Annotated in this window: 21 protein-coding genes and 1 other annotated feature; of the genes, 13 read left to right on the top strand and 8 right to left on the bottom strand. The window is 59.4% G+C overall.

The annotated features are described in order from the left end of the window. Positions 1-92: 92 nt before the first annotated feature. The 4 genes from EDF70_RS09645 (at position 93) to EDF70_RS09660 (ending at position 5,792) form a co-directional block, all read left to right on the top strand. Positions 93-992, top strand: a complete 900-nt coding sequence (locus EDF70_RS09645; protein WP_132273126.1) for a bestrophin family ion channel — start codon at positions 93-95, stop codon at positions 990-992. Between the two features lie 214 nt (positions 993-1,206). Continuing rightward, complete coding sequence (gene aspS / locus EDF70_RS09650) at positions 1,207-2,997, top strand: aspartate--tRNA ligase (RefSeq protein ID WP_132273127.1); 1,791 nt, start codon at positions 1,207-1,209, stop codon at positions 2,995-2,997. 226 nt (positions 2,998-3,223) lie between these two features. Next, positions 3,224-5,287 carry a HAMP domain-containing methyl-accepting chemotaxis protein gene (locus EDF70_RS09655; RefSeq protein ID WP_132273715.1) on the top strand — a complete coding sequence of 688 codons (2,064 nt, stop codon included), beginning with the start codon at positions 3,224-3,226 and terminating at the stop codon, positions 5,285-5,287. A 166-nt stretch (positions 5,288-5,453) separates the two neighbouring features. Then, positions 5,454-5,792: a DUF1236 domain-containing protein gene (locus EDF70_RS09660; RefSeq protein ID WP_132273128.1), complete on the top strand. Its 339-nt coding sequence runs from the start codon at positions 5,454-5,456 to the stop codon at positions 5,790-5,792. Positions 5,793-6,099: 307 nt separating this feature from the next. Here the strand turns inward: EDF70_RS09660 and EDF70_RS09665 are convergent, their stop codons facing one another. Next, entirely contained in the window at positions 6,100-6,339 is a 240-nt protein-coding gene (locus tag EDF70_RS09665; RefSeq protein WP_132273129.1) for an amino acid transporter, read from the bottom strand. A gap of 113 nt (positions 6,340-6,452) precedes the next feature. Beyond that, positions 6,453-6,510: a sequence feature (sul1 is cis-regulatory element that is thought to sense ions involved in sulfur or methionine metabolism; They are found in Alphaproteobacteria), on the top strand. Positions 6,511-6,596: 86 nt separating this feature from the next. Between EDF70_RS09665 and EDF70_RS09670 the strand changes: the two genes are divergently transcribed. Next, complete coding sequence (locus EDF70_RS09670; protein WP_132273130.1) at positions 6,597-8,081, top strand: SulP family inorganic anion transporter; 1,485 nt, start codon at positions 6,597-6,599, stop codon at positions 8,079-8,081. Between the two features lie 57 nt (positions 8,082-8,138). On the opposite strand, the gene EDF70_RS09675 is transcribed toward EDF70_RS09670, so the two are convergent. Further along, positions 8,139-9,329 carry a hypothetical protein gene (locus EDF70_RS09675; protein WP_132273131.1) on the bottom strand — a complete coding sequence of 397 codons (1,191 nt, stop codon included), beginning with the start codon at positions 9,327-9,329 and terminating at the stop codon, positions 8,139-8,141. A 207-nt stretch (positions 9,330-9,536) separates the two neighbouring features. On the opposite strand from EDF70_RS09675, the gene parC reads away from it, so the two are divergent. Continuing rightward, the gene (gene parC, locus EDF70_RS09680) at positions 9,537-11,795 is read left to right on the top strand and encodes a DNA topoisomerase IV subunit A (RefSeq protein WP_132273132.1); all 2,259 of its coding nucleotides are present in this window, start codon (positions 9,537-9,539) and stop codon (positions 11,793-11,795) included. Between the two features lie 333 nt (positions 11,796-12,128). On the opposite strand, the gene EDF70_RS09685 is transcribed toward parC, so the two are convergent. The 3 genes from EDF70_RS09685 to hemB all read right to left on the bottom strand — a co-directional run bounded on the left by EDF70_RS09685 (position 12,129) and on the right by hemB (position 14,613). Further along, positions 12,129-12,884, bottom strand: coding sequence for an arginyltransferase (locus EDF70_RS09685; RefSeq protein ID WP_132273133.1), 756 nt, complete (start codon positions 12,882-12,884; stop codon positions 12,129-12,131). 142 nt (positions 12,885-13,026) lie between these two features. Continuing rightward, a complete protein-coding gene (locus EDF70_RS09690; protein ID WP_132273134.1) occupies positions 13,027-13,485 on the bottom strand; it encodes an RDD family protein in 459 nt (152 codons plus the stop codon). Positions 13,486-13,599: 114 nt separating this feature from the next. Continuing rightward, entirely contained in the window at positions 13,600-14,613 is a 1,014-nt protein-coding gene (hemB, locus tag EDF70_RS09695; RefSeq protein ID WP_132273135.1) for a porphobilinogen synthase, read from the bottom strand. Between the two features lie 157 nt (positions 14,614-14,770). Between hemB and EDF70_RS09700 the strand changes: the two genes are divergently transcribed. From EDF70_RS09700 to EDF70_RS09720, 5 genes are all read left to right on the top strand, one after another. Next, complete coding sequence (locus tag EDF70_RS09700) at positions 14,771-15,202, top strand: DUF6163 family protein (protein WP_132273136.1); 432 nt, start codon at positions 14,771-14,773, stop codon at positions 15,200-15,202. A gap of 240 nt (positions 15,203-15,442) precedes the next feature. Then, positions 15,443-15,955, top strand: a complete 513-nt coding sequence (locus EDF70_RS09705; RefSeq protein WP_207908245.1) for a MarR family winged helix-turn-helix transcriptional regulator — start codon at positions 15,443-15,445, stop codon at positions 15,953-15,955. Positions 15,956-16,160: 205 nt separating this feature from the next. Next, positions 16,161-16,361, top strand: coding sequence for a type II toxin-antitoxin system VapB family antitoxin (locus EDF70_RS09710; protein WP_132273138.1), 201 nt, complete (start codon positions 16,161-16,163; stop codon positions 16,359-16,361). After that, positions 16,358-16,738, top strand: coding sequence for a PIN domain-containing protein (locus tag EDF70_RS09715; protein ID WP_132273139.1), 381 nt, complete (start codon positions 16,358-16,360; stop codon positions 16,736-16,738). Before EDF70_RS09710 ends, EDF70_RS09715 begins: the two co-directional genes overlap by 4 nt. Before the next feature lie 246 nt (positions 16,739-16,984). Continuing rightward, positions 16,985-17,764: a hypothetical protein gene (locus EDF70_RS09720; RefSeq protein ID WP_132273140.1), complete on the top strand. Its 780-nt coding sequence runs from the start codon at positions 16,985-16,987 to the stop codon at positions 17,762-17,764. A 104-nt stretch (positions 17,765-17,868) separates the two neighbouring features. Here the strand turns inward: EDF70_RS09720 and EDF70_RS09725 are convergent, their stop codons facing one another. Next, positions 17,869-18,471, bottom strand: coding sequence for a DUF4274 domain-containing protein (locus tag EDF70_RS09725; RefSeq protein WP_132273141.1), 603 nt, complete (start codon positions 18,469-18,471; stop codon positions 17,869-17,871). Positions 18,472-18,585: 114 nt separating this feature from the next. After that, positions 18,586-19,476, bottom strand: a complete 891-nt coding sequence (locus EDF70_RS09730) for a LysR family transcriptional regulator (RefSeq protein WP_132273142.1) — start codon at positions 19,474-19,476, stop codon at positions 18,586-18,588. Positions 19,477-19,607: 131 nt separating this feature from the next. Between EDF70_RS09730 and EDF70_RS29965 the strand changes: the two genes are divergently transcribed. Beyond that, on the top strand, positions 19,608-19,748 hold the full coding sequence (locus EDF70_RS29965; RefSeq protein ID WP_165931979.1) for a hypothetical protein: 141 nt from the start codon (positions 19,608-19,610) through the stop codon (positions 19,746-19,748). A gap of 5 nt (positions 19,749-19,753) precedes the next feature. Here EDF70_RS29965 and EDF70_RS09735 read toward each other — a convergent pair whose 3' ends face one another. After that, a complete protein-coding gene (locus EDF70_RS09735) occupies positions 19,754-20,161 on the bottom strand; it encodes a DUF5086 family protein (RefSeq protein WP_245519106.1) in 408 nt (135 codons plus the stop codon). A 191-nt stretch (positions 20,162-20,352) separates the two neighbouring features. Here EDF70_RS09735 and EDF70_RS09740 point away from each other — a divergent pair, with 191 nt between their 5' ends. Then, positions 20,353-21,609: a serine hydrolase gene (locus tag EDF70_RS09740; protein WP_132273144.1), complete on the top strand. Its 1,257-nt coding sequence runs from the start codon at positions 20,353-20,355 to the stop codon at positions 21,607-21,609. The last annotated feature ends 145 nt before the right edge of the window (positions 21,610-21,754 follow it).

The following is a 21,754-nucleotide window of genomic DNA, read 5'->3' on the forward strand; positions in this document are numbered from 1 at the left end:
TAATCGGAATATTGCATCGCACCTCGTTCTTGCTGCATTGCACACTATGTTCGAACATTCGAATGTAATGTCGGTGAATGAGGAAGCGTTTCATGGTCTTGCCCCAATCCGCCCGTCTGCATCGTATGCTCGGTTACATCGGCTGGCCGCTTGCGCTGCTGTTCGTATGGGATATCGCCGTCACGCTGGCTTATGTCTATCTGCCGCATCCGTGGCTCAACCTGCCGGTCCTGCCCATGAGCCTTCTGGGTTCGGCACTCGCCCTGTTTCTCGGCTTTCGCAACAACAATGCCTATAACCGTTGGTGGGAAGGGCGCACGCTCTGGGGCGCCATGGTCAATGCCTCACGCTCCTATGGCCGTGAGGTCATGCATCTGATCGACGACAGGCCGGAAAGCCAGCGCTTGCGTCACGATCTTGTCCTGCGTCAGATTGCTTATGTCCAGGCGCTGCGCTGTCATTTGCGCGGACAGCCTGTCGGCGAAGAAATCGCCGATTTTCTACCAGATGACGAATGCGAAAAATTGCAGAATTTTTCCAACATCCCCAATGCCATTCTCAACGGCACAGGCGCCATGCTGGCGGAAGCGGAAAAGAACGGCTGGATCGACAGCTTCCGTCGTGTCCAGATCGAGCGTATTCTGGTCGACATGAGCAATGCCCAAGGTGGCATGGAGCGGATCAAGAACACGCCGCTGCCGCGCGAATACGGCTATTACCCGACGCTGTTCGTGCATTTCTTCTGCATCCTTCTGCCGATCGGTCTGGTCGACAGCCTCACCATCTTCACGCCGCTCGCCTCCACCGCCGTCGGTTTCATGCTGCTGGCCATGGACCGCATTGGCGCCGACCTGCAGAACCCGTTTGCCAACCGCGCCCACGACGTGCCGCTGACCTCGATTACGCGTACCATCCAGATCGATCTGGAGCAGTTGCTGGGCAGGACAGGGGCGTCAAAACCGGTGCAGCCGGTCGAGCACGTTCTCTGGTAGAATTGCAAATACCGGCCGGGTGAGGGCCTATCGTTCCTGCCCGGTCGATCGTAGCGGCGGCAACAACCGCTGCGTTACGGCACCGCCCTGCGGCCGCAACCCTTGACAAATCGGACTGCCCATGCGCTTTTCGCGCCGATTTTCCATGATTTCGGCCGGGCTGCTTCGTGCGCCCTGAAAAGGCCGTTAAAAGCATCAGTCCAGGATAAAAGACATGCATCGTTACCGTAGCCATACCTGCGCAGCCCTCCGCAAGTCGGATGTCGGCTCCAATGTCCGCATTTCCGGCTGGGTTCATCGTGTCCGCGACCATGGCGGCGTGCTGTTCGTCGACCTGCGCGACCATTACGGCATGACCCAGGTCGTCTGTGACCCGGATAGCCCGGCCTTCAAGTCTGCCGAAATCGTCCGTGGCGAATGGGTCATCCGCATCGATGGCGTGGTCAAGGCGCGTTCGGAAGACACCGTCAACAAGACCATGGCGACCGGCGAAATCGAACTTTACGCCAAGGAAATCGAGGTTCTCTCGGCTGCCAAGGAACTTCCGCTGCCGGTGTTCGGCGAGCCGGAATATCCGGAAGACGTGCGCCTGAAGTACCGCTTCCTCGATCTGCGCCGCGAAACGCTGCACAAGAACATCGTCAAGCGCACCCAGATCATCGCCGCCATGCGCCGCGAAATGACGGCCGGTGGCTTCACCGAATATTCGACGCCGATCCTGACCGCTTCCTCGCCGGAAGGCGCGCGCGACTTCCTCGTCCCGTCGCGTATTCATCCCGGCAAGTTCTTCGCGCTGCCGCAGGCGCCGCAGCAGTACAAGCAGCTGATGATGGTGGCCGGTTTCGACCGCTATTTCCAGATCGCGCCGTGCTTCCGCGATGAAGACCCGCGCGCCGACCGCCTGCCGGGCGAATTCTACCAGCTCGACCTCGAAATGAGCTTCGTCACCCAGGAAGAAGTCTGGGAGACGATGGAACCGGTCATGCGCGGCATTTTTGAAGAGTTCGCCGACGGCAAGCCGGTCACCCAGGAATTCCCGCGCATCCCGTATGACGTCGCGATCCGCAAATACGGTTCCGACAAGCCGGACCTGCGTAACCCGATCGAGATGGAAGCCGTTACCGAACATTTCGCCGGTTCCGGCTTCAAGGTGTTCGCCGGCATGATCGCGTCCAACCCGAAGGTCGAAATCTGGGCGATCCCGGCCAAGACCGGCGGTAGCCGCGCATTCTGCGACCGCATGAACGCCTGGGCGCAGGGCCAGGGTCAGCCGGGTCTCGGCTATATCTTCTGGAAGGAAGAGGACGGCAAGATCGCCGGTTCCGGCCCGCTCGCCAAGAACATCGGCGAAGAGCGTACCGAAGCCGTCCGCACCCAGCTTGGCCTCGAAGCGGGCGATGCCTGCTTCTTTGTCGCCGGCGAACCGGAAAAATTCTACAAGTTCGCAGGCGAAGCCCGTAACCGCGCTGCCGACGAACTGGGTCTGTCCAACAAGGACCAGTTCGCGCTGTGCTGGATCGTCGACTTCCCGTTCTTCGAATACAACGAGGAAGACAAGAAGATCGACTTCGCCCACAACCCGTTCTCGATGCCGCAGGGCGGTCTCGACGCACTGGAAAACCAGGATCCGTTGACGATCAAGGCCTACCAGTACGACATGGTCTGCAACGGTTTCGAAATCGCCTCGGGCTCGATCCGTAACCAGCTGCCGGAAGTCATGGTCAAGGCTTTTGAAATGGTCGGCTTGTCTCAGCAGGACGTGGAAGACCGCTTCGGCGGCCTCTACCGCGCCTTCCAGTACGGCGCACCTCCGCACGGCGGCATGGCAGCCGGCGTCGACCGCGTCGTCATGCTTCTGACCGGTGCCAAGAACCTGCGCGAAATCACGCTGTTCCCGATGAACCAGCAGGCGCAGGATCTGCTCATGGGTGCTCCTTCGGAAGCCCAGCCAGCCCAGCTGCGCGAACTGGCGATCCGTCCGATCCCGCCGGTCAAGAAAGACTGACATTCGTCAGTAAATCCGACGGAATATCAAGTATTGCGACGGCGGCCTTCGGGTCGCCGTTTGTGTATCGACAATCCCCGTTATCCACTGTCATAAAACTGTCATTGTAATTTCACCTCGGTTTTGAAGCTTCATTAAAACCTGACTGTCACTACACTGGCACATTCAATTGCACGGGGTGTCAGCTTTGGCCTTTTTCTCCAATCTCCGGATTTCCCATCGTGTGATGCTTCTGGCCGTTCTGGCCCTTGCCGGCATCACCGCCATTGCCGCGATCTTTCTCGGCCAGCGCCAGATCGAAGCCGGTTACCGGTCCGCTGCCGAGGCGCTTTCGCAGCGTCAGGCCGAGGTGGCAAAAATGTCGGACAGCGTGCGCGACAGTTTGCTGTGGGAGCAATATTTCCTGCTGCACAAGGATATGGCCGCAGCCGACAAGTTTACAGCCGCCACGGTTGATGTTCGCGGCTTTCTCGGAGGCCTGCGTTCGGCGGCAAGTCGGGAGCTTGCCGGACAGCTCGACCAACTGGACACCGGCCTGACCGCCTATGAGGCGACTTTTGCAACGCTGGTGAAGGACAATCAAGAACTCGGCCTCGACCAGAATAGCGGCCTTGAAGGCGCCATGCGCTCCGCCGTTCATTCCATCGAGCAGCGTCTGGAAACCGTCGAGGATGCTCGCATCCGTGCCAGCATGCTGATGCTGCGTCGTCATGAGAAGGATTTCATCCTGCGCGGCACGCCATCCTATCTGGAAAAACATGCGGCGGAGGCCGAAACGTTTACGGCGCTGATCAAGGAAGCCTTTCGCCCCGGCGCGCAGCGCAGTCGCGTCATGGATGCTTTGGAAGTCTACCGCTCGGCCTTCCGGTTCTATGCCGAGGCCAGCCTGAAGGAAGCGCAGAGCCAGAAGAGTGTATCGGCTGCCTATCAGGCGCTGGAACCGCAGGTTCAGGCTGTCAGCTCTGCTTATGAAGCCAAGCGGGATGCGACACTTGCCGAAAATGCCCGTGTTGCCGCGCGCAATCTGATGATCGCCGCCGGCCTCATCGGTGCTGCCGTTATCCTTCTCGGCCTCGGTGTCTGGCTGATCGGCCGTTCGATCACCCGACCGGTCGTTGCCATGACGGCCGCCATGCGCAGGCTTGCCGGCGGCGAAACCGCGCTGGTGATCCCCTCGCTCAACTGTCGCAACGAGTTTGGCGCCATGGCCGGCGCACTCGACACCTTTCGCGAAGCCGCGATCGCCAACCGGCGTCTGGAAGAAGAAGCGGCCGACGCCCGCGCCAATGCCGAGGGCGAGCGTCTTCGCCTGCAACAACAGGCCGAGGCCGAAGCGCGTGCACGCCTGATGCAGGCCACCGAAGGTCTGGCAGAAGGCCTGCGCCGCCTCGCCGCCGGTGATCTCGCCTTCGAACTGACCGAACCTTTTGCGCCGGATTTCGAAAACCTGCGTCGTGATCTCAACCAGACCGTCGCCCGTCTCGGCGAAGTCATGGCGTCTATCGCCCATGCTGCCCATGCGATCGACGGCGGCAGCCGCGAAATCGCCGGCAGCGCCAACGATCTCTCCAGCCGTACCGAACAGCAGGCCGCCTCGCTGGAAGAAACAGCGTCGGCGCTGGAACAGATCACCGCAAATGTCCGAAATTCGTCAAAGCGCTCGCAAGATGCCAATCGCATTGCCGGTGAAGCCAACGTCTCGGCCGGCAAGACACGGGTTCTCGTCACCGAAGCGCTGGAAGCCATGGGCCGCATCGAGGCGTCGTCCTCACGCATTGCCGGCATTATCGGCGTCATCGACGAGATCGCGTTCCAGACCAACCTTCTGGCACTCAATGCCGGCGTCGAGGCCGCACGGGCAGGCGAGGCCGGTCGTGGTTTCGCCGTCGTCGCGCAGGAAGTACGGGCACTCGCCGGTCGTTCTGCCGATGCGGCGCGCGAGATCAAGGAACTGATCCGCGTGTCGGGCGTCGAAGTGAAGGACGGCGTAAGTTCGGTTCGCGAGACCGGCGAGGCCCTGACCGGCATCGGCAGTCGTGTCGAGGCCATCAATATCGAAGTGGAAGCGATCGCGCTGTCCGCCCGCGAACAGTCGGTCGGTCTTGGCGAGATCAATACCGCCGTCAATCTTCTCGACCAGAATACCCAGCACAACGCCGCGATGGTGGAAGAAAACAATGCGGCCAGCGCACTGCTGATGAACGAGGCCCAGCGCCTGCGCGATCTGGTCGGCATGTTCAAGCTGACGGAAGTCGAGGCCCGAGAGTTTCGCGGCAGCCGCGCGGCATAAAAGCAGCGCATGAAATAACCGGAGCCGCCCGCAAGTAAACCGGGCGGCTCTTTTGTATTGTGGCGTCTTTGCCTTGATATCTGTCCAAATGGGGCAGGCAGAAAAGCGGAACCATATTGGCGCAAGGGTGTTTCTACCGCAGCAATTCGCTCAAGGGAGAAGCAATATGCGCAAGTTTACCATGGCTGCTACCGCAGCATTTCTCGCTCTTTCGGCTTCGGCCTATGCACAGAGCACCGTGATCATCCAGCAGGAGCCGACCGATCCTGTCGTCACCCAGTCGACTACCCGTGTCCTGCCCGGCGAAGTCCGCACCTATGTGATGGAGCAGCAACCGGTTGAATCGGTGCCTTACGAAGGTGACGTACTCGTCGGCCGCGTTCTGCCGGAAAGCGTCGAGGTTCGTCCTGTCGAAGGTTATAGCGATTACGGCTACACGATCGTCAACGAACGCCGCGTGATCGTTGATCCGCAGACGCATACGGTCATCCAGGTTCTGGAATAATTTGCTGAGAGCAGATTAAATTGAAAGTAGGGCCGGGATCGCGTCAGCGGTTCCGGCCGTCTTGCCGCAATTCGGCGTTCAACCGAATTTGCGGTATAGCCAATAGAAGACGAAAAGGCAGAAAATTGCTTTGCTAACTGTTGGTAGTGGAAGCAGCAAGAAGTCGATATCGGTCATTTGGCCTGCGTAAGCGGTGATCAGTCCTTGTAGCCAGGCCCGAATTTGCGGTTGACGATATAAAGCGCGACTCCCGCGAAAAGTAGGCCAGAAACAGGCATCAGTAGCATCGAAGCTATTTGCAAAAACGTCATGGTACCAACCTCCTGAGAAACCGGCTCGCCGCATAATGTAAGGCGAAAGCGCCAAGAATACAAACTGTGCTCGTGAGTAGGACAGAAACGGTTATCCCGGCTTCCGCGTAAAAGCCTGAAATCATCGGTGCCAATCCACCCACCGCGAATGTCGCAACGCCTATCCCATTCACAAACGTCGCAAGCAGCTTCAACCGCTCGTTATTCACCAGTTTCCGCTGCGCATCCTCATCCATCACCCCATCCCCCTCCGAAATCCCCACCACACCTTATCCGCAAACCCTTCCGCCTCAAGGGCCACATCCCGCACTTGGCATTTGCCCGGTTCACCGTTATAGCTCGCTCACCACAAGGACTCGGGTGAAACTCCCGGGTGGCTCTTCCGGCCGCCGATCCGCCGGACAACGCAAAGCATTCAGCCTTATCCAAGACAGTAGTCACACCAGGATTTCTTCCCGGCGGATGCGCTCCCTTTTGCGAAAAATCCAAACCCATGTTTTCATTGTCTGCCTACCGCCGTGAATGGTTTTCCAACATTCGTGGCGACATCCTCTCCGGTGTCGTCGTCGCGCTTGCGTTGATCCCCGAAGCCGTCGGCTTTTCGGTCATCGCCGGTGTCGATCCCGCCGTCGGCCTTTTCGCCTCGGTGCTGATCGCCTGCGTCACCGCCATTTGCGGCGGTCGTCCGGCGATGATCTCGGCTGCCACCGCCGCCACCGCCGTGTTGATGGCGCCGCTGGTGCGCGATCACGGCATCCAGTACCTGTTCGCCGCAACCATCCTGATGGGCATCCTCCAGATCATTGCCGGCCTGTTGAAGCTCGGTCGTTTGATGCGCTTCGTCTCGAAATCGGTGATGACCGGTTTCGTCAATGCGCTGGCGGTGCTGATCTTCATGGCGCAGCTGCCGCAGCTCACCAATGTGCCGCACATCACCTACGCGCTGATCGCTATCGGCCTCGCCATCATCTATCTCTTTCCCTATGTGACCAAGGCCGTGCCGTCGCCGCTGGTCGCCATTGTTGTCGTCACCATCGGCGCGCTTGCCTTCGGCATCGAGGTCCGCACCGTCGCCGATCTCGGTGCCATGCCGACGGCATTGCCGGGTTTCACCTGGCCGCAGGTGCCGCTCACTTTCGAAACACTGAAAATCATCTTTCCCTATTCGCTGGCGCTCGCCGCCGTCGGCCTGCTGGAGTCGCTGCTGACCGCGCAGATCGTCGATGACATGACGGATACGACAAGCAGCAAGAGCCGTGAATGCCTGGGACAGGGCACGGCCAACATCGTTTCCGCCCTGTTCGGCGGAATGGGCGGCTGCGCCATGATCGGCCAGTCGGTCATCAACGTTTCGTCGGGCGGTCGTGGCCGTCTCTCCACCTTCGTGGCGGGCGCCTTCCTGCTCGTCCTGCTGCTGGTCCTCGACGATATCCTGCGCGTCGTGCCGGTCGCAGCCTTGGTGGCGGTGATGATCATGGTGTCGATCAACACGTTTTCATGGAAATCGATCGTCGATCTCAAACGCAATCCCGGCACATCGTCCATCGTCATGCTGGCCACGGTCGCCACCGTGTTCGCCACGCATGATCTGTCGAAGGGCGTCATCGTCGGCGTGCTGCTATCGGGCGTGTTTTTTGCCGGCAAGGTGGCGCGCATGTTCCGCGTGTCTTCCGAGCTTTCCGAGGACGGCAGGCAGCGCACCTACCGCGTCGAAGGCCAGATCTTCTTCGCCTCGTCGCAGGCCCTTGTCGGCGGCTTCGATTTCACCGAAACGCCCGAACGTGTCGTCATCGATGTCACCCGCGCCCATCTTTGGGACATCTCTGCCGTCGGCGCACTTGATCAGGTCGTCCTCAAATTCCGCCATCGCGGCGTCGCGGTCGCGGTCGTCGGTGCCAACGAGGCGAGTGCCGGCATGATCGATCGCTTTGCCCTGCACGACAAGGATCATGCCTCGCTCGCATCACCCACCCACTGAAACGCAAAAGCCCGACAGTCGCTTGCCGGGCTTCTCCAACTGGTTTGAGCCAGAAGTTTAGTCGTTCGCGGTCACCTTGACGCCGAGAACCTGCGGGATCGTGTTCGGTGCAGCCATGGCGGCACCCATGATCGTCGGAACCGGAACGGATTTTTCCGGCTTGGCACTGATCGTAAAGCTGCCCGGCTTGTCGAGATAGGCGTTGAGCGCCTCCGTCAGAGCCTTCTGCAGTTCCGGCATGTTGTATTGAGCCAGCATCATCGGCGCCATGGCCTTGATCATCTGCGCCAGCTGGTCGCCGGTCGTGCCCTGCTGCTTGGCGGCAACGTCGAGCGCCTTGGTGGTGATACCGGCATCATCGAAGCGGATTTCGGCGCTGTTGAAGCTGAGCTGCTGGATCAGGCCCAGCATGGCAAGGCCTGCGGCCTGCTGTGCCTGCTCGTTATTGGCATTGGCTTCCACCTTCTTCGCCGTCTCGTTCACCGCGCGCATGAAATCGAGCGTATAGCCTGACAGGCTGAAGGCCATGTTCAGGCGGCCGATATTGGCAAAGTCGAAGGCGTATTCCTCAAGCGCCAGCGTGCCCGGAACCACGTCCCAGCTGCCGGTCATGCTCATGTTGCCGTCGATATCAGTGATGCCGAGATCGGCAACAGTCTGTCGAGCCTGCGGATCCTGGATCGTGCTGAGATCAGCTTCGATATCGGCAACCTGCACATCGAACTTCATCGACTTCTTGTCGCTGGCCACTTCCGTGCTCATCTTCGAAGAGCCGACCGATACAATGCTCTTGCCGTCCATCTTGACCTCGAACGGGCCGGCGGCGGCTTCTTCGTAGGACAGCACGGCATCGGTCGTATCGCCTTTGTTGTCGGCGGGGATGCGCATGTTGGAAATGGAAAGGTCCGAGGCCGTCACCACGAAGTTTTCCTTGGTGATGTCGATGTCATCGAAGGTGACGGTTTCGATCGTATAGGCGCCGGTATCTTCTTCGACGCCTTCAAGCTCGATGGTACCCAGCGGCAGGTTGCCCTGGCCGTTGCCGAGTTCGAAGCGGCTGTCGGCGAGCGTCACGTCCGATCCATCGACGGTGATCGATCCGGCAACGATGCCCATTCCGTTCTGTGCGTTGAGCGCGGCGTTGAGTTTGTTGACGAGATCATTGCCATCCAGCGCCAGTGCCGGCGAGGTAAAAGCAAACAGGGCAGTGCCGGCCGCAAACAACTTGGCCGAAGTCGTGTAACGCATGGATAATCTCCTCGAGAGGCAGGTATCTGCCTGAAAATTCTATGGCATTTGTGGAACGCGCCAATAAAGCGTCGATTTCTCTCTGTGAAGTCTATCTGGACGTTTTTGTGGCAGGGTCGGATATGAGGTGATCGAAGCCCAAGGTTCTCCACAGTCTGATTCTCTGGCTTTGTTGCCGGGAATCGGGCTTTCCGCTAGTCAAGCGGCATGGGAAAAAGTCTGACACCGCCGCCAGAAGATGGCGACGACCACATTCTGCCGGTCGATCTGAAGGCGGCGCTGGAAGAGCGCTACCTCGCTTATGCGCTATCGACCATCATGCACCGCGCATTGCCGGACGTTCGCGACGGCTTGAAACCAGTGCATCGCCGCATCATCCACGCGATGAGCGAAATGGGCATCCGGCCAAATTCGGCCTTCAAGAAATGCGCCCGTATCGTCGGTGACGTCATCGGTAAGTTCCACCCGCATGGCGACCAGTCGGTCTATGATGCGCTGGTGCGTCTCGCGCAGGATTTTTCGCAGCGTTACCCGATCGTCGATGGCCAGGGCAACTTCGGCAATATCGACGGCGATGGTGCTGCCGCCTATCGTTACACCGAAGCGCGCATGACCGAGGTGGCGGCGCTGCTTCTGGAAGGCATCGATCAGGACAGCGTCGATTTCCGCCCGACCTATAACGAGGAAGACAGCGAACCGGTCGTCATGCCCGGTGCCTTCCCGAACCTGCTGGCCAACGGTTCCTCCGGTATCGCCGTCGGCATGGCAACCTCCATTCCGCCGCACAACGCCCACGAACTTTGCGACGCCGCGCTGCACCTGATCAAACATCCGGATGCGACGGTCGAAAAGCTGGTCGAATTCATCCCCGGTCCGGACATGCCGACCGGCGGCGTCATCATCGACAGCCGTGAATCGATCATCGAGGCCTACAAGACCGGCCGCGGCGGTTTTCGCGTGCGCGCCAAGTGGGAGATGGAAGATCTCGGCCGTGGCGGCTACCAGATCATCGTCACCGAAATCCCCTATCAGGTGCAGAAATCGCGCCTGATCGAAAAGATCGCCGAACTGCTGATCGCCCGCAAGCTTCCGCTTCTGGAAGACGTGCGTGACGAATCGGCCGAGGACGTCCGCGTCGTGCTGGTGCCGAAAAACCGCACCGTCGATGCGACGCTTCTGATGGAATCGCTGTTCAAGCTGACGGATCTGGAAAACCGGTTCCCGCTCAACATGAACGTGCTGTCCATGGGCAAGGTGCCCAGGGTCATGGCGCTCAACGAGGTGCTGACGGAATGGCTGGCGCACCGCAAGGACGTCCTGATCCGTCGCTCCAACTTCCGTCTGGCCGCGATCGACCGTCGTCTGGAACTGCTCGGCGGTTTCCTGGTCGCCTACCTCAATATCGACGAGGTAATCCGCATCATCCGCGAGGAGGATGAGCCGAAACAGGTGATGATCGCCCGCTTCGGGCTCACCGACATCCAGGCTGAAGCCATCCTCAACATGCGTCTGCGCTCCTTGCGCAAGCTGGAAGAGTTCGAAATCCGCAAGGAATTCGATGAGCTTACCGTGGAAAAGGCCGGCATCGAGGCGCTGCTTGGCTCCGACGAACAGCAGTGGAAGGTCGTGGAGACCGAGATCCAGAAGGTCCGCAAGGACTTTGCCAAGGGCAAGGGCAAGCCGTTCGCCCGCCTGACGCAGTTTGCCGACGCGCCAGAAGCCGATATTGAAGCCATCCAGCAGGCGATGATCGAAAAAGAACCGGTCACCATCGTCATCTCCCAGAAGGGCTGGATCCGCGCTCTCAAGGGCCATATCGCCGATACGTCGACGCTGACCTTCAAGGAAGGCGACGGGCCGAAACTGGCCTTCCCGGCGCAGACCACCGACAAGCTGCTTTTGATCACTACCGGCGGCAAGGTCTATACGCTCGGCGCCGACAAGCTGCCGGGCGGTCGCGGCCATGGCGAGCCGATCCGCATCATGGTCGACATGGAAAACGATCAGGACGTTCTGACGGCCTTCGTTTACGACTCCTCGCGCAAACACATTCTCGCATCGACGGCCGGCAACGGTTTTGTCGTCGCCGAAAGCGAAATGATCGCCAACACCCGCAAGGGCAAGCAGATCATGAATGTCGGCATGCCTGACGAGACAAAGCTGGTCATCCCCGTTTCGGGCGATCACGTCGCCGTCGTCGGCGAAAACCGCAAGATGCTGGTCTTCCCGCTGGCGCAGCTGCCGGAAATGACCCGCGGCAAGGGCGTGCGCCTGCAGCGCTACAAGGACGGCGGCATTTCCGACGTCAAATGTTTTGCCATTGAGGCGGGCCTCACCTGGGAAGACAGTGCCGGCCGGCAGTTTAGCAAGACGAAGGACGAGCTTGTCGAATGGCAGGCCGACCGCGCCACGGCCGGTCGTACGGTGCCAAAGGGCTTTCCGCGCAGTGGTAAGTTTGCTGGGTGATTGACACCGTTATGTGAGGCCTCCGCGTTCTCCTCACTGTCTTCTCCCCATCGGGGAGAAGGTGGCCCGAAGGGTCGGATGAGGGGGATCGTTAGGCGACCGGCTGAGCAGCCCCCTCATCGCCTCGCTATCGCTCCGGCACTTCTCCCCGATGGGGAGAAGATGGTGTTGCACCGGCGCTGCCTCAAGCAGCATCAACTATCCGCCAGCCTTGTCAAAACGCCATGATACTTCCGCATGCAATTCGAGCCGGCTGATCGGCCTTCCACCCAAAAGGCTCAATCGCCTCCTTGGGAATGACGATGCGTTAATCCTCACCGATTTTGAGGGGGCTTACCCCTCATCCTCCGAATACAATTCCCAGCCTCGTGCCGTCAGGTGTTCCTGTGGCTGATACCGCGTCTTGTAGCCCATCTTCGCTGAGCCCTTCACCCAATAGCCGAGATAGACATGCGGCAGGCCGAGCGTGCGGGTGCGGTTGATGTGGTCGAGGATCATGAAGGTCCCGAAGGAACGCTTTTCCAGTTCTGGATTGAAGAACGAATAGACCATCGAAAGCCCGTCGCTCATCATGTCGGTCAGTGCCACACCGACAAGCTCGCCCTTGGCGGCGCCGATGCCCGCACCCTCCACGCGCCGACGGTATTCGATCACGCGGGTGTTCACATGCGTGTCTTCCACCATGATCGCATAATCGAGCGCCGACATGTCGGACATGCCGCCGCGCTGATGGCGGCTGTCGAGATAGGTGCGGAACAGCGAAAACTGTTCGGTGGAGGGCTGGGCCGGATAAATCTCTGCGGTGATATCGCTATTGGCGGACAACACACGGCGCATAGTCCGGCTCGGCTCGAACTGGTCGACGAGAATGCGTACCGAAACACAGGCGCGGCAGGCCTCGCAGGCCGGGCGGTAGGCGATGTTCTGCGAACGGCGGAAACCGCCCTGGGTCAGAAGGTCGTTCATCTCGGCCGCGCGTGGGCCGACGAGGTGGGTAAACACCTTGCGCTCGAATTCACCCGGAAGGTAGGGACACGCTGCCGGAGCCGTCAGATAGAACTGCGGTGATGGCGAAATCTGCGAGTTCATCCCTGGTCGAAGCCCTGGTTCTGACAAGTGTGCGTTGCAACGAATACCATTAGCATGACCTAAGTTCGCAAAACGTCAACATGCGGGCAGTGCTGCCCGCATGACAGGTCATCAAAAGTTTTAATTCAGGCCTGTTTAAGGCTCAGCTTGTGCGTGCAATCACCGTGCCGAGCAGAAAGTCATGCACCAGCCGCGAGCGGTCGGTGAACAGGCCGGCCAGCAGGATCAGCGGCGTCAGGAACGAGTTGATCAGCCAGAACAGCACCGTGTGCACCATGGCGGTCATGAAATCCATGCGACGGCCATCGAGCCGCAACATGGTGATGCCGGCGGCGCGCATGCCGGGGGAGGCCTGGGCCGGGCCGCCGAGCGTCATGCCGAAATAAAGCAGCGCCACGATGACGAACAGGGCAGGGTAAAGCATGAAACCGAGCCCCAGCGTCAGCACGCCGAGGAAAAACACGATGATGGCGGCTGGAATGCACAACAGCAGCACGATCAGATAATCGAGGATGAAGGCGAATGAGCGCCGCATCAGCACGCCGCTATAGGCGCGCCAGTCTTCAGGTGCGACGACGGCAGTGTTGGGATCGAGGCTCATGGTCTTGTCTTCTCCTTTTCCCGATACGGGATTTTACCATAACAGATATGGTGGAGAAAACCGGCGGCACAAGTCCGCCGGTCAGAGGCTCTTTGTATATATGGGAGCGCGCGCTCAACCCTTGGCGAGCTTTTTTGCCACGTCCACGGCAAAATAGGTCAGGATACCATCGCAGCCGGCGCGCTTGAAACAGAGAAGCGTTTCCATCATCACCCGTTCCTCCTCGATCCAGCCCTGCATGGCAGCGGCCTTGATCTGCGAATATTCGCCGGACACCTGATAGGCATAGGTCGGAAGCCCGAACGCTTCCTTCACGCGCCAACAGATATCGAGATAGGGCAGGCCGGGCTTGACCATCAGCATGTCGGCGCCTTCCTCGACATCCAGCGCCGCATCACGCAGTGCTTCGGTGCCATTGGCGGGCGAGACGTAATAGGAATTCTTGTCGCCCTTCAGCAGGCCACCGGTATTGATCGCCTCGCGATAGGGGCCATAAAAGCCGGAGGAGAATTTCGCCGCATAGGACATGATGCCGACATCCTGATGGCCTGCCGCATCCAGCCCGCGACGGATGGCGCCGATACGGCCGTCCATCATTTCCGACGGCGAGATGATGTCGGAGCCGGCATCGGCCTGCAGGATCGCCGCCTTCACCACCTGATCGACCGTTTCGTCGTTGAGGATCACGCCATCGCGCAAAATGCCGTCATGGCCGTGGCTGGTAAAGGGGTCGAGCGCCACATCGCTGATCACGCCGATATTGGGAACCGACTTTTTGACCGCGCTGGTAAAGCGGTTGATCAGGTTGTTCGGGTCGAGAATGCCGGAGCCGGTCGCATCGCGCAGGTCCATTTCGATATCGGGGAAGGGGGCAACGGCGGGGATGCCGAGATCTGCTGCCTCTTTCACCGCTTCCACTGCCTTGTCGACGCTCAGGCGAAAGACGCCGGGCATGGCCTTGATCGGATCGACGATATTGGTACCCGGAACGATGAAGATCGGCCAGATCAGGTCGTCCACCGTCACGCGGTTCTCCTGAACCATCCGACGTGTCCAGTCGGCCTTGCGGTTGCGCCGCATGCGGCGGTGTCCGGTGATTTCGTCCACCAGATGTGTCTTGTCGGACATGATATGCCTCTTACTCTTCTTGATATGTTGCCGATCCCATATCATGCGACCTGCGTTTTGCGAATTGATCTGACACCGCATCTTGTATGCACTCACGACATAGGCAGCGATCGCAGGGCTCTGGCGATCCGCGGGAACCGCGGCTATCGTCCGCAGCATGGAACCTGATTCTCTGAGCCGCCCGAAACGTTCGCTGACGCAACTGCTTTACGTCGCTTTCCTGCGGCTTGTCGCCGTGTCCTGTTTCTGGTTCGGCTTGCAATACTGGGGTATGATCACCGGCTACAGTTTTGGCGGGCGCGGCCGGTTCGATCTGTTGAGCTTTCCATGGCGTGCGGCGGCCTCCACTTTGGCCATGCTTTTCCCGGTCGCGTCGCTTGGCCTGTGGCTTGCCGTGTCCTGGGGGCCGGTTCTCTGGGCGCTGGCGGCCGGCACCCAGTTGCTGATGTATCAAGTCTGGCCGGAAATCTTTGGACATGGCCTTCTCATCAGCCTCATGCATGCGCTGGTGATCGCCCTTTATGTGCTCTTTCGTGTCGCGATTTACCTCGAAACCCGCAAAAATGCCGAGCGGGTAACGACTGATTAACCAGCTTTCCCAAGCAATTTTCGTTAAAATTGGATCGAAATTTTCCGATAAGCCATTGAAAAACATAGGGCTGATTTGCTTAACGCGGCTTCTGCCCCACCCGCGCCACAATGGGGAAATGTGCGTTTACCGGCTGTTAGCCGTGTGTTTTAAGTCGAATTTTATGCGCATTCGATAGTGTCTCTCACAAGGCGGGAACAAACAAACACACCGCCAAACAAAACAGTGAGGCAAGAAATGTTGAACGCAAAAATCAAGCCGCAGGCTGCGGCAGTCGCCAATCCGCATGAAGACTCTATCCGTGGTCTTTACATGGAATCCCTGCATCTGGTCGAGCGTCTTCACCGCCGCCTTCTCGATGTCATCAAGGACGAGTTCGACCGTCAGGGTCGCGACGATGTCAACGCCGTCCAGGCACTCCTGCTGTTCAACATCGGCAATTCCGAACTGACCGCCGGCGAGCTGCGCTCGCGTGGTTATTACCTCGGCTCGAACGTTTCCTACAACGTCAAGAAGCTGGTAGACCTCGGTTTCATCAACCACCAGCGTTCGCGCATCGACCGTCGCTCGGTTCGCATCAGCCTGACCAAGGAAGGCCAGGAAATCGCTGAAACGGTTGCCAAGCTTTATGATCGCCACATCGGCTCGATCGAAAAGGTCGGCGGCATCGGCGAAGGCGAATTTTCGCAGATGAACAAGCTGCTGCAGCGCCTCGACCGTTTCTGGAACGACTCGATCGCCTACCGCATGTAATCGGTCGCCATCGCGACAACTCTCTGCGCGGCCAGGCCCATCCACGGGCCGGCCACCGGCAACAAAAACAAAACACCTCCAGATGCGATCAATACCGGATGCGCCCCTGCGCCTCCGGTTTTTCGCGTGCAGCCCGCACGCCTGACAGACATGGATTTGACGGCGTGATGGTGATATTTTCACCGTGAAACGGTGGAGAGGCTGGATGCGCCAGACAATCGACATTGACGATACGCTTATCGAAGAGGCGCGGCTGCTAACGGGCACGCAAGAGAAATCGGCTTTGGTTCGTCAGGCGCTCGAAACGCTGGTGCGTGTCGAAACCGGCAAGAAGCTTGCAAGTCTTGGCGGCACGATGCCGGACGCGGAGGCGGCGCCCCGTCAACGGGTTGCTGACACAAGGTGATCCTCGTCGACACGTCGATCTGGATCGACCATTTCCGGCATGGAGAGCCGGAATTGAACAATATTCTGAAGGATGACCGGTTGCTCATCCATCCGGCAATTATCGGCGAACTGGCGCTCGGCAGTCTGCATGATCGCAAGAATGTACTTGCTTTGCTGGCCGCTCAGCGGAAGGCGATCGTTGTTACACATGGCGACGTTCTGACGATGATTGACCGTTTAGCTCTGTTCAGCATGGGCATCGGTTATACGGATTCTCACATTCTTGGTTCAGTTCTGTTTACCCCTCACGCAAGCTTGTGGACGCGCGATCGACGCCTTCTTTCCGCTGCCGAAAAAGGTGGGGCCCAGCTATATCGGCCGCAGATTGCGGGCTGATCCATCCTGAGCGGGAACGCTTCATATCTCTCATGTCGAGGCAGAAAGAAAACGGGATGGCGTGGCGAAGAGATGATATTTCATCTTGTGTGGAAGCAACGGCTCAAAAGTGCCGATGAATTGTTTTGAGAATAATAAAAATTGCGCCGTTTATTCTGTCAATTTTCTAATTGAATTTGTGGTTTGCTCAGCAGGCTGCGGGGTATTCTGTTCGTAGCGGAAATTTTCGCAAGGGCAGGGGTGCCAATGAAATTCGGCAAGAAGGGCGTATCCGAACTGGATCGACCGATCGATGATTATCGCGCCATGCGCCAGGATGCCTCGGGGGACTGGCGCCTCTCGCGCGGCGATGTGCGTTTGGCGCTCGGTGTCGCGGTAGCGGTTTTTACTGGTGTCTGTTTCTTCGCGGGCGATGTGGTCAGGGCGTTTGCTCCGGCCAGATCGGAAGGGCCAAACATCCGGATCTTTGCTTACGAACCGGAAATGTTCGACCGTTCCTACGGACCGAATGCGCCGGACGGCCTGTTGGCGGGTCCGATGGCAATGATGGTCAAGATGACCATGACCTCGCAAGGACCCGATGCGATGGACCGCGAACTGTATGAAAGCTGCCTGACGCGCCTCAATGGCAATGCCGCACATTATGCTGCCAAACACGGTGAAGTGCCGCTGCACCCGCAAACGGCGGCGCGTTTTCTCGTCTGTTCCATGCAGGTGTTCAAAGGTCGGCTGTGTGAGACACCCTACAAGGACCGCATCGTGGCGCGTCTCGAGGATTTCGTTCGTATCCGCAGAGGCGCTGTCGATTTGCTGCCTGACATGGCGACGTCCGATCCGGCCGGGACCGAGCTTGCCATCGCCAAAACTGCCCGGCTGCCGGCGCAGATCGTGCCGCCCATCCTCGGCGAACAGTTGCGCGCCTTCTCCGAGGTGTCGCTGATCTCCAGGGCCGACTTTCAGAATGACGCACCTGAAGAGTTGAAACCCTATCTCGCCACCGATGCCGGGCCTTCGCCCTGCGTCTGAGGGCGCCGCACCGGGCCTGATCACACCCTGTCAAACACGAAAATGCCGCCCGTCAGCAATGACGGGCGGCATTTGCATGTGAGCTTTGCGGCGCGCGCGCCGTCTTATTTCGGCAGTTTCAACGCGCCCTTATGCGTTTCGGAAAAATGCTGCATGGTCATGCGCAACTGTCCGCGCTCGAACACGGCATCCTTCGCGGATATGGCTTGAGCGCCCTTGAACGGGCCGAAGGCGGCGCGCGGCAATTGCCAAAGGGATGGATTGCCGATGAGCAGGCGCTGGCGGTTGAAGGCCGCGACGCTCTGGTCGAAATTGATGGCCTGCTGCTTGGTGAAGCCGAGGCGGTTCGATGTATAGAAACCGGCGCGCCAGCGCTCCGTGATATCCCGGCACATGTCGAAAAACGCGAGATCGGAAGCAACGTAATCGGCGGCAGTCGGGTAAAGATCGCCCTCGGACAGCGCTTCAATCAGGATCCATGAGGCGGTTGCCATTTCGCAGGTCGGCTGCCGAATGATCCAGTGCAGAATATCCACCCCGGCTTCCCAGTGCCAGGTGAGCGCCGTCTCATGCCAGAAATCCGGATCGCTGCCACGCTTTTCCAGCCAGTCGATTACCTGGTCGTCGCCGCATATTCTGGAGTGTTCGTAATAGAGGTCCAGAAACGCAAAGAAGTTCCTGGAGTTTTCGCTATTTGCAAACGGCATAGAAGTGCTCGGTCCATATTCATCTACAATCAGCCGGCAGAAATACAGTCGCCGCAATAATTTAGGTTTATGAACGAATATAAAAATTGATCTTTTATCAAGTCGGGAAATGACTCATTTCGCGACAGAACCTGTCAGATAATCGACCAGTTTGCGGGCATGCACCGGAAGCGCGGCAAAGCTGCGGGCGCAGATCAGCAGGTGTCGCAAAGCCCATGGGTCCGATAGTGCGATAATCTCAAGCCCGCTTTCCTCGCGGTATTTCTGCGCATAGATCTCCGGCACGATCGCCAGTCCCACGCCGCTGCCGGTCATCGAACAGATGTCCTCGAAACTGTCGAGGCGGATGCGCAGCTTGAATGGTTTTCCTTCACGCGCCGCATGCGTGGCCAGATGCCCCTGCAATGCGCTGTCGGCGGGCAGGCCGACGAATGGTTCGTCCAGAACCTCGCGCAGCGCCACGGATTGCCGCCTGCACAGCCTGTGGCCGTGCGGCGCGATCAGCACAAGCCTGTCCACCTCGAAAGGCCTCGTTTCCAGCGATCCTGTGTCGGTCGTGTCGGCCGCAATGCCGAGATCCGCCAGCCCACCGGCCACGGCTGCCACCACATCGACGCTCTGCCTCTCTTCGAGATCGATGTCGATCGCCGGATAATCGACCAGAAAACAACGCAGCGCACCGGGCAGGTGCGCCATGGCGGCGCGGCCGGACCACACGCGGATATGCCCGCGCAGGCCGCGCGCATAAAGCTGCAGATCGCCACGCATCTGTTCCATCTGGCCGAGCACGATGCGGGCATGGTGGGCAAGCGCCTCGCCGGGCGGTGTGGCGCGCACGCCGCGTGGACCACGGTCGAGCAGCAGAGTGCCGCTCGTCTCTTCCATGCCGCGGATGCGCGCGCTGGCCGAAGCCAGCGCCATGCCGGCCCGCTCGGCGCCTTGCGTGATACTTTCCGCCTCGACCACATGCAGAAACAGCCGCAGATCCGTCAGGTCGAAGCGCATGGTTTTCCTCCCGTCTGATGGTCCGGTTTCAGACCCTTCGGATTATCCGAAGCCTCTCCTTGTATCTTCCGCATTGTGCAAAGTCGCGGCTGGCGGACAATGGCGTCATGCTTTTTCAGGAGAGAATGGTCATGAACGCTTCGGAAGGTCTGTTACGCGGCATCGCATGGAGGCTGGCTTTTCTGGTAGCGCTGGTTTTTGCCGCCCAGAACGTGCCCGACAATCGCCCGCAAATGGTGGCAGATGCGAATTACGCCATTGCCGGTCGCTGACGGGCTTAACGCTTGAGCCGGCGGATGCAGTCGAGAATATCCGTCCGGCAGACAGGCACCGCTTCACGCGCTGACGCGTCGTCCAGCCAGCGGCGATAAGCCCCCAGAATCTCCACATCCTTGTAATTGTATGTTTTTGCCTTTTGGTCTGTTCGGCTGTTGTCGAGCGCCTGGCGTGTCACCGCCATGTGGAAGGCCAGTTGCGTATAGCGCCACGGCTCCCAGCCTTTGCTGCGCTCGAACACCCGCACATGGAAATAGGGATCATCGGCCGGTTCCGGTAAAAGCTTGTAGACCGCGGCCCAACGGATGGTATTGCCCGATACCGAGAGGATGACATCCTCCTGGCGCATCTGCTGTGCCTGCACGGATACCGTGCCCATCAGCCAGACGGCGGCAAGCGCCATAGCCATCCGCAAATATCCCGGCATCCTCATCCTCCCTCGCGTCCTCGTCCAAAAGCGGCATCCGCCGCCGTTGATATGGCGGAACCGGCGGCTATATCAACATCCATGCCGCCCGCCGAAAAGCCCGTTCATGCGGCTTTTGCCAACGTGCATCGGGGCCGGCACAAGAGCCGAAAGCGCACTCTGGGAGGAACCGAATGCCTGCTCCAAACATCTCTCTTCGCCGCATCCTGCTTGATACCGTCCGCATCGCTCCGGCTTTCGCTGCCGCCGCGCTGTTCGCCGGTCCACACAATGCTGCGGCCGAAGAAGCCTATCCGCATGCCGACGAGTCGATCGGTACGGTGGAGCAGGTCTATGACGGCGCACTGACGCCCGATCTTGCCGTCAGCACCTTCCGCAATATCGACCGACTGTTTCCGACCCGCACCGTCAAGGCCGGCGGCAAGCCATCGGAACTCTCCAAGTCGGACAAGCCACTCGGCAAGGTCAGCGCCGAAGTGGATGGCGAAACTTACGACCTTTTCGATTATCTTGCCCTCAATCAGGTCACAGGCCTGATCGTGCTGAAGGATGGCAAGGTCGTCTATGAAACCTATCAGCGCGGCAATACGCAAAAGACGCGGTGGATGTCGATGTCGGTCGCCAAGTCGATTTCCTCGACGCTGGTCGGAGCCGCCGTCAAGGACGGGCTGATCAAGAGCCTCGACGACAATGTCGTCGCTTACGTACCACGGCTGAAGGGCACCGCCTATGACGGCGTCAGTGTCCGCGATGTGTTGATGATGTCCTCCGGCGTCAAGTGGAACGAGAAATACACCGATCCCGCATCCGACCGCCGCGCCCTGTTGAAGGCGCAGATCGCCCAGAAGGCCGGTGGCGCCATGGATGTGATGGCAAAACTGCCGCGTGCGGCTGATCCTGGCACGGTCAACAATTACAGCACCGGTGAAACCCAGGTTTTGGCCGAAATCCTGCACGGCGCCATCAAGAAGCCGCTGGCCGATTACCTTTCGGAAAAGATCTGGACGCCCTACGGCATGGAAGCCGATGCCAAATGGTGGCTGGAATCGCCCGATGGCATAGAAATCGGCGGCAGCGGCCTCAGCGCCACGCTGCGCGATTTCGCCCGGTTCGGCCAGTTCCTGCTGGAAGACGGCAAGGCCGGCGGAAAAGTTGTGTTGCCGAATGGCTGGGTGAAGGAGGCGAGCACGCCGAAAACGCTGAAAGGCGGCGAGGCGCTGGAATATGGTTACATGTGGTGGACCGGCTGGACCGACGCCGCCAAGAAGGATGCAGCTTTCAGCGCCGTCGGCATCCAGGGGCAATATGTCTACATCAATCCGGCCCATAACGTGGTGATCGCCCAAACGGCGGCCGAACCAAAGCCGACCGACAAGGAAGCGATCGACCCGATGGCGTTTTTCGACGCGATCGTTGCCAGTGTGAAGTGAGGCGGGGGCTTTGCATGTGGCAGAGCGCTGGGGCCAGGTAAATCTCACTCTTGAGGACAAGGTTGTCGCATATTGCGGCTTAAGGGCGGTACGTCATATCCCTTCTCCCCGCCTGCGGGGAGAAGGGTCTATGCTGCATCCTGCG

This window comes from Neorhizobium sp. JUb45 (assembly GCF_004343585.1).
Lineage (GTDB): Bacteria > Pseudomonadota > Alphaproteobacteria > Rhizobiales > Rhizobiaceae > Neorhizobium.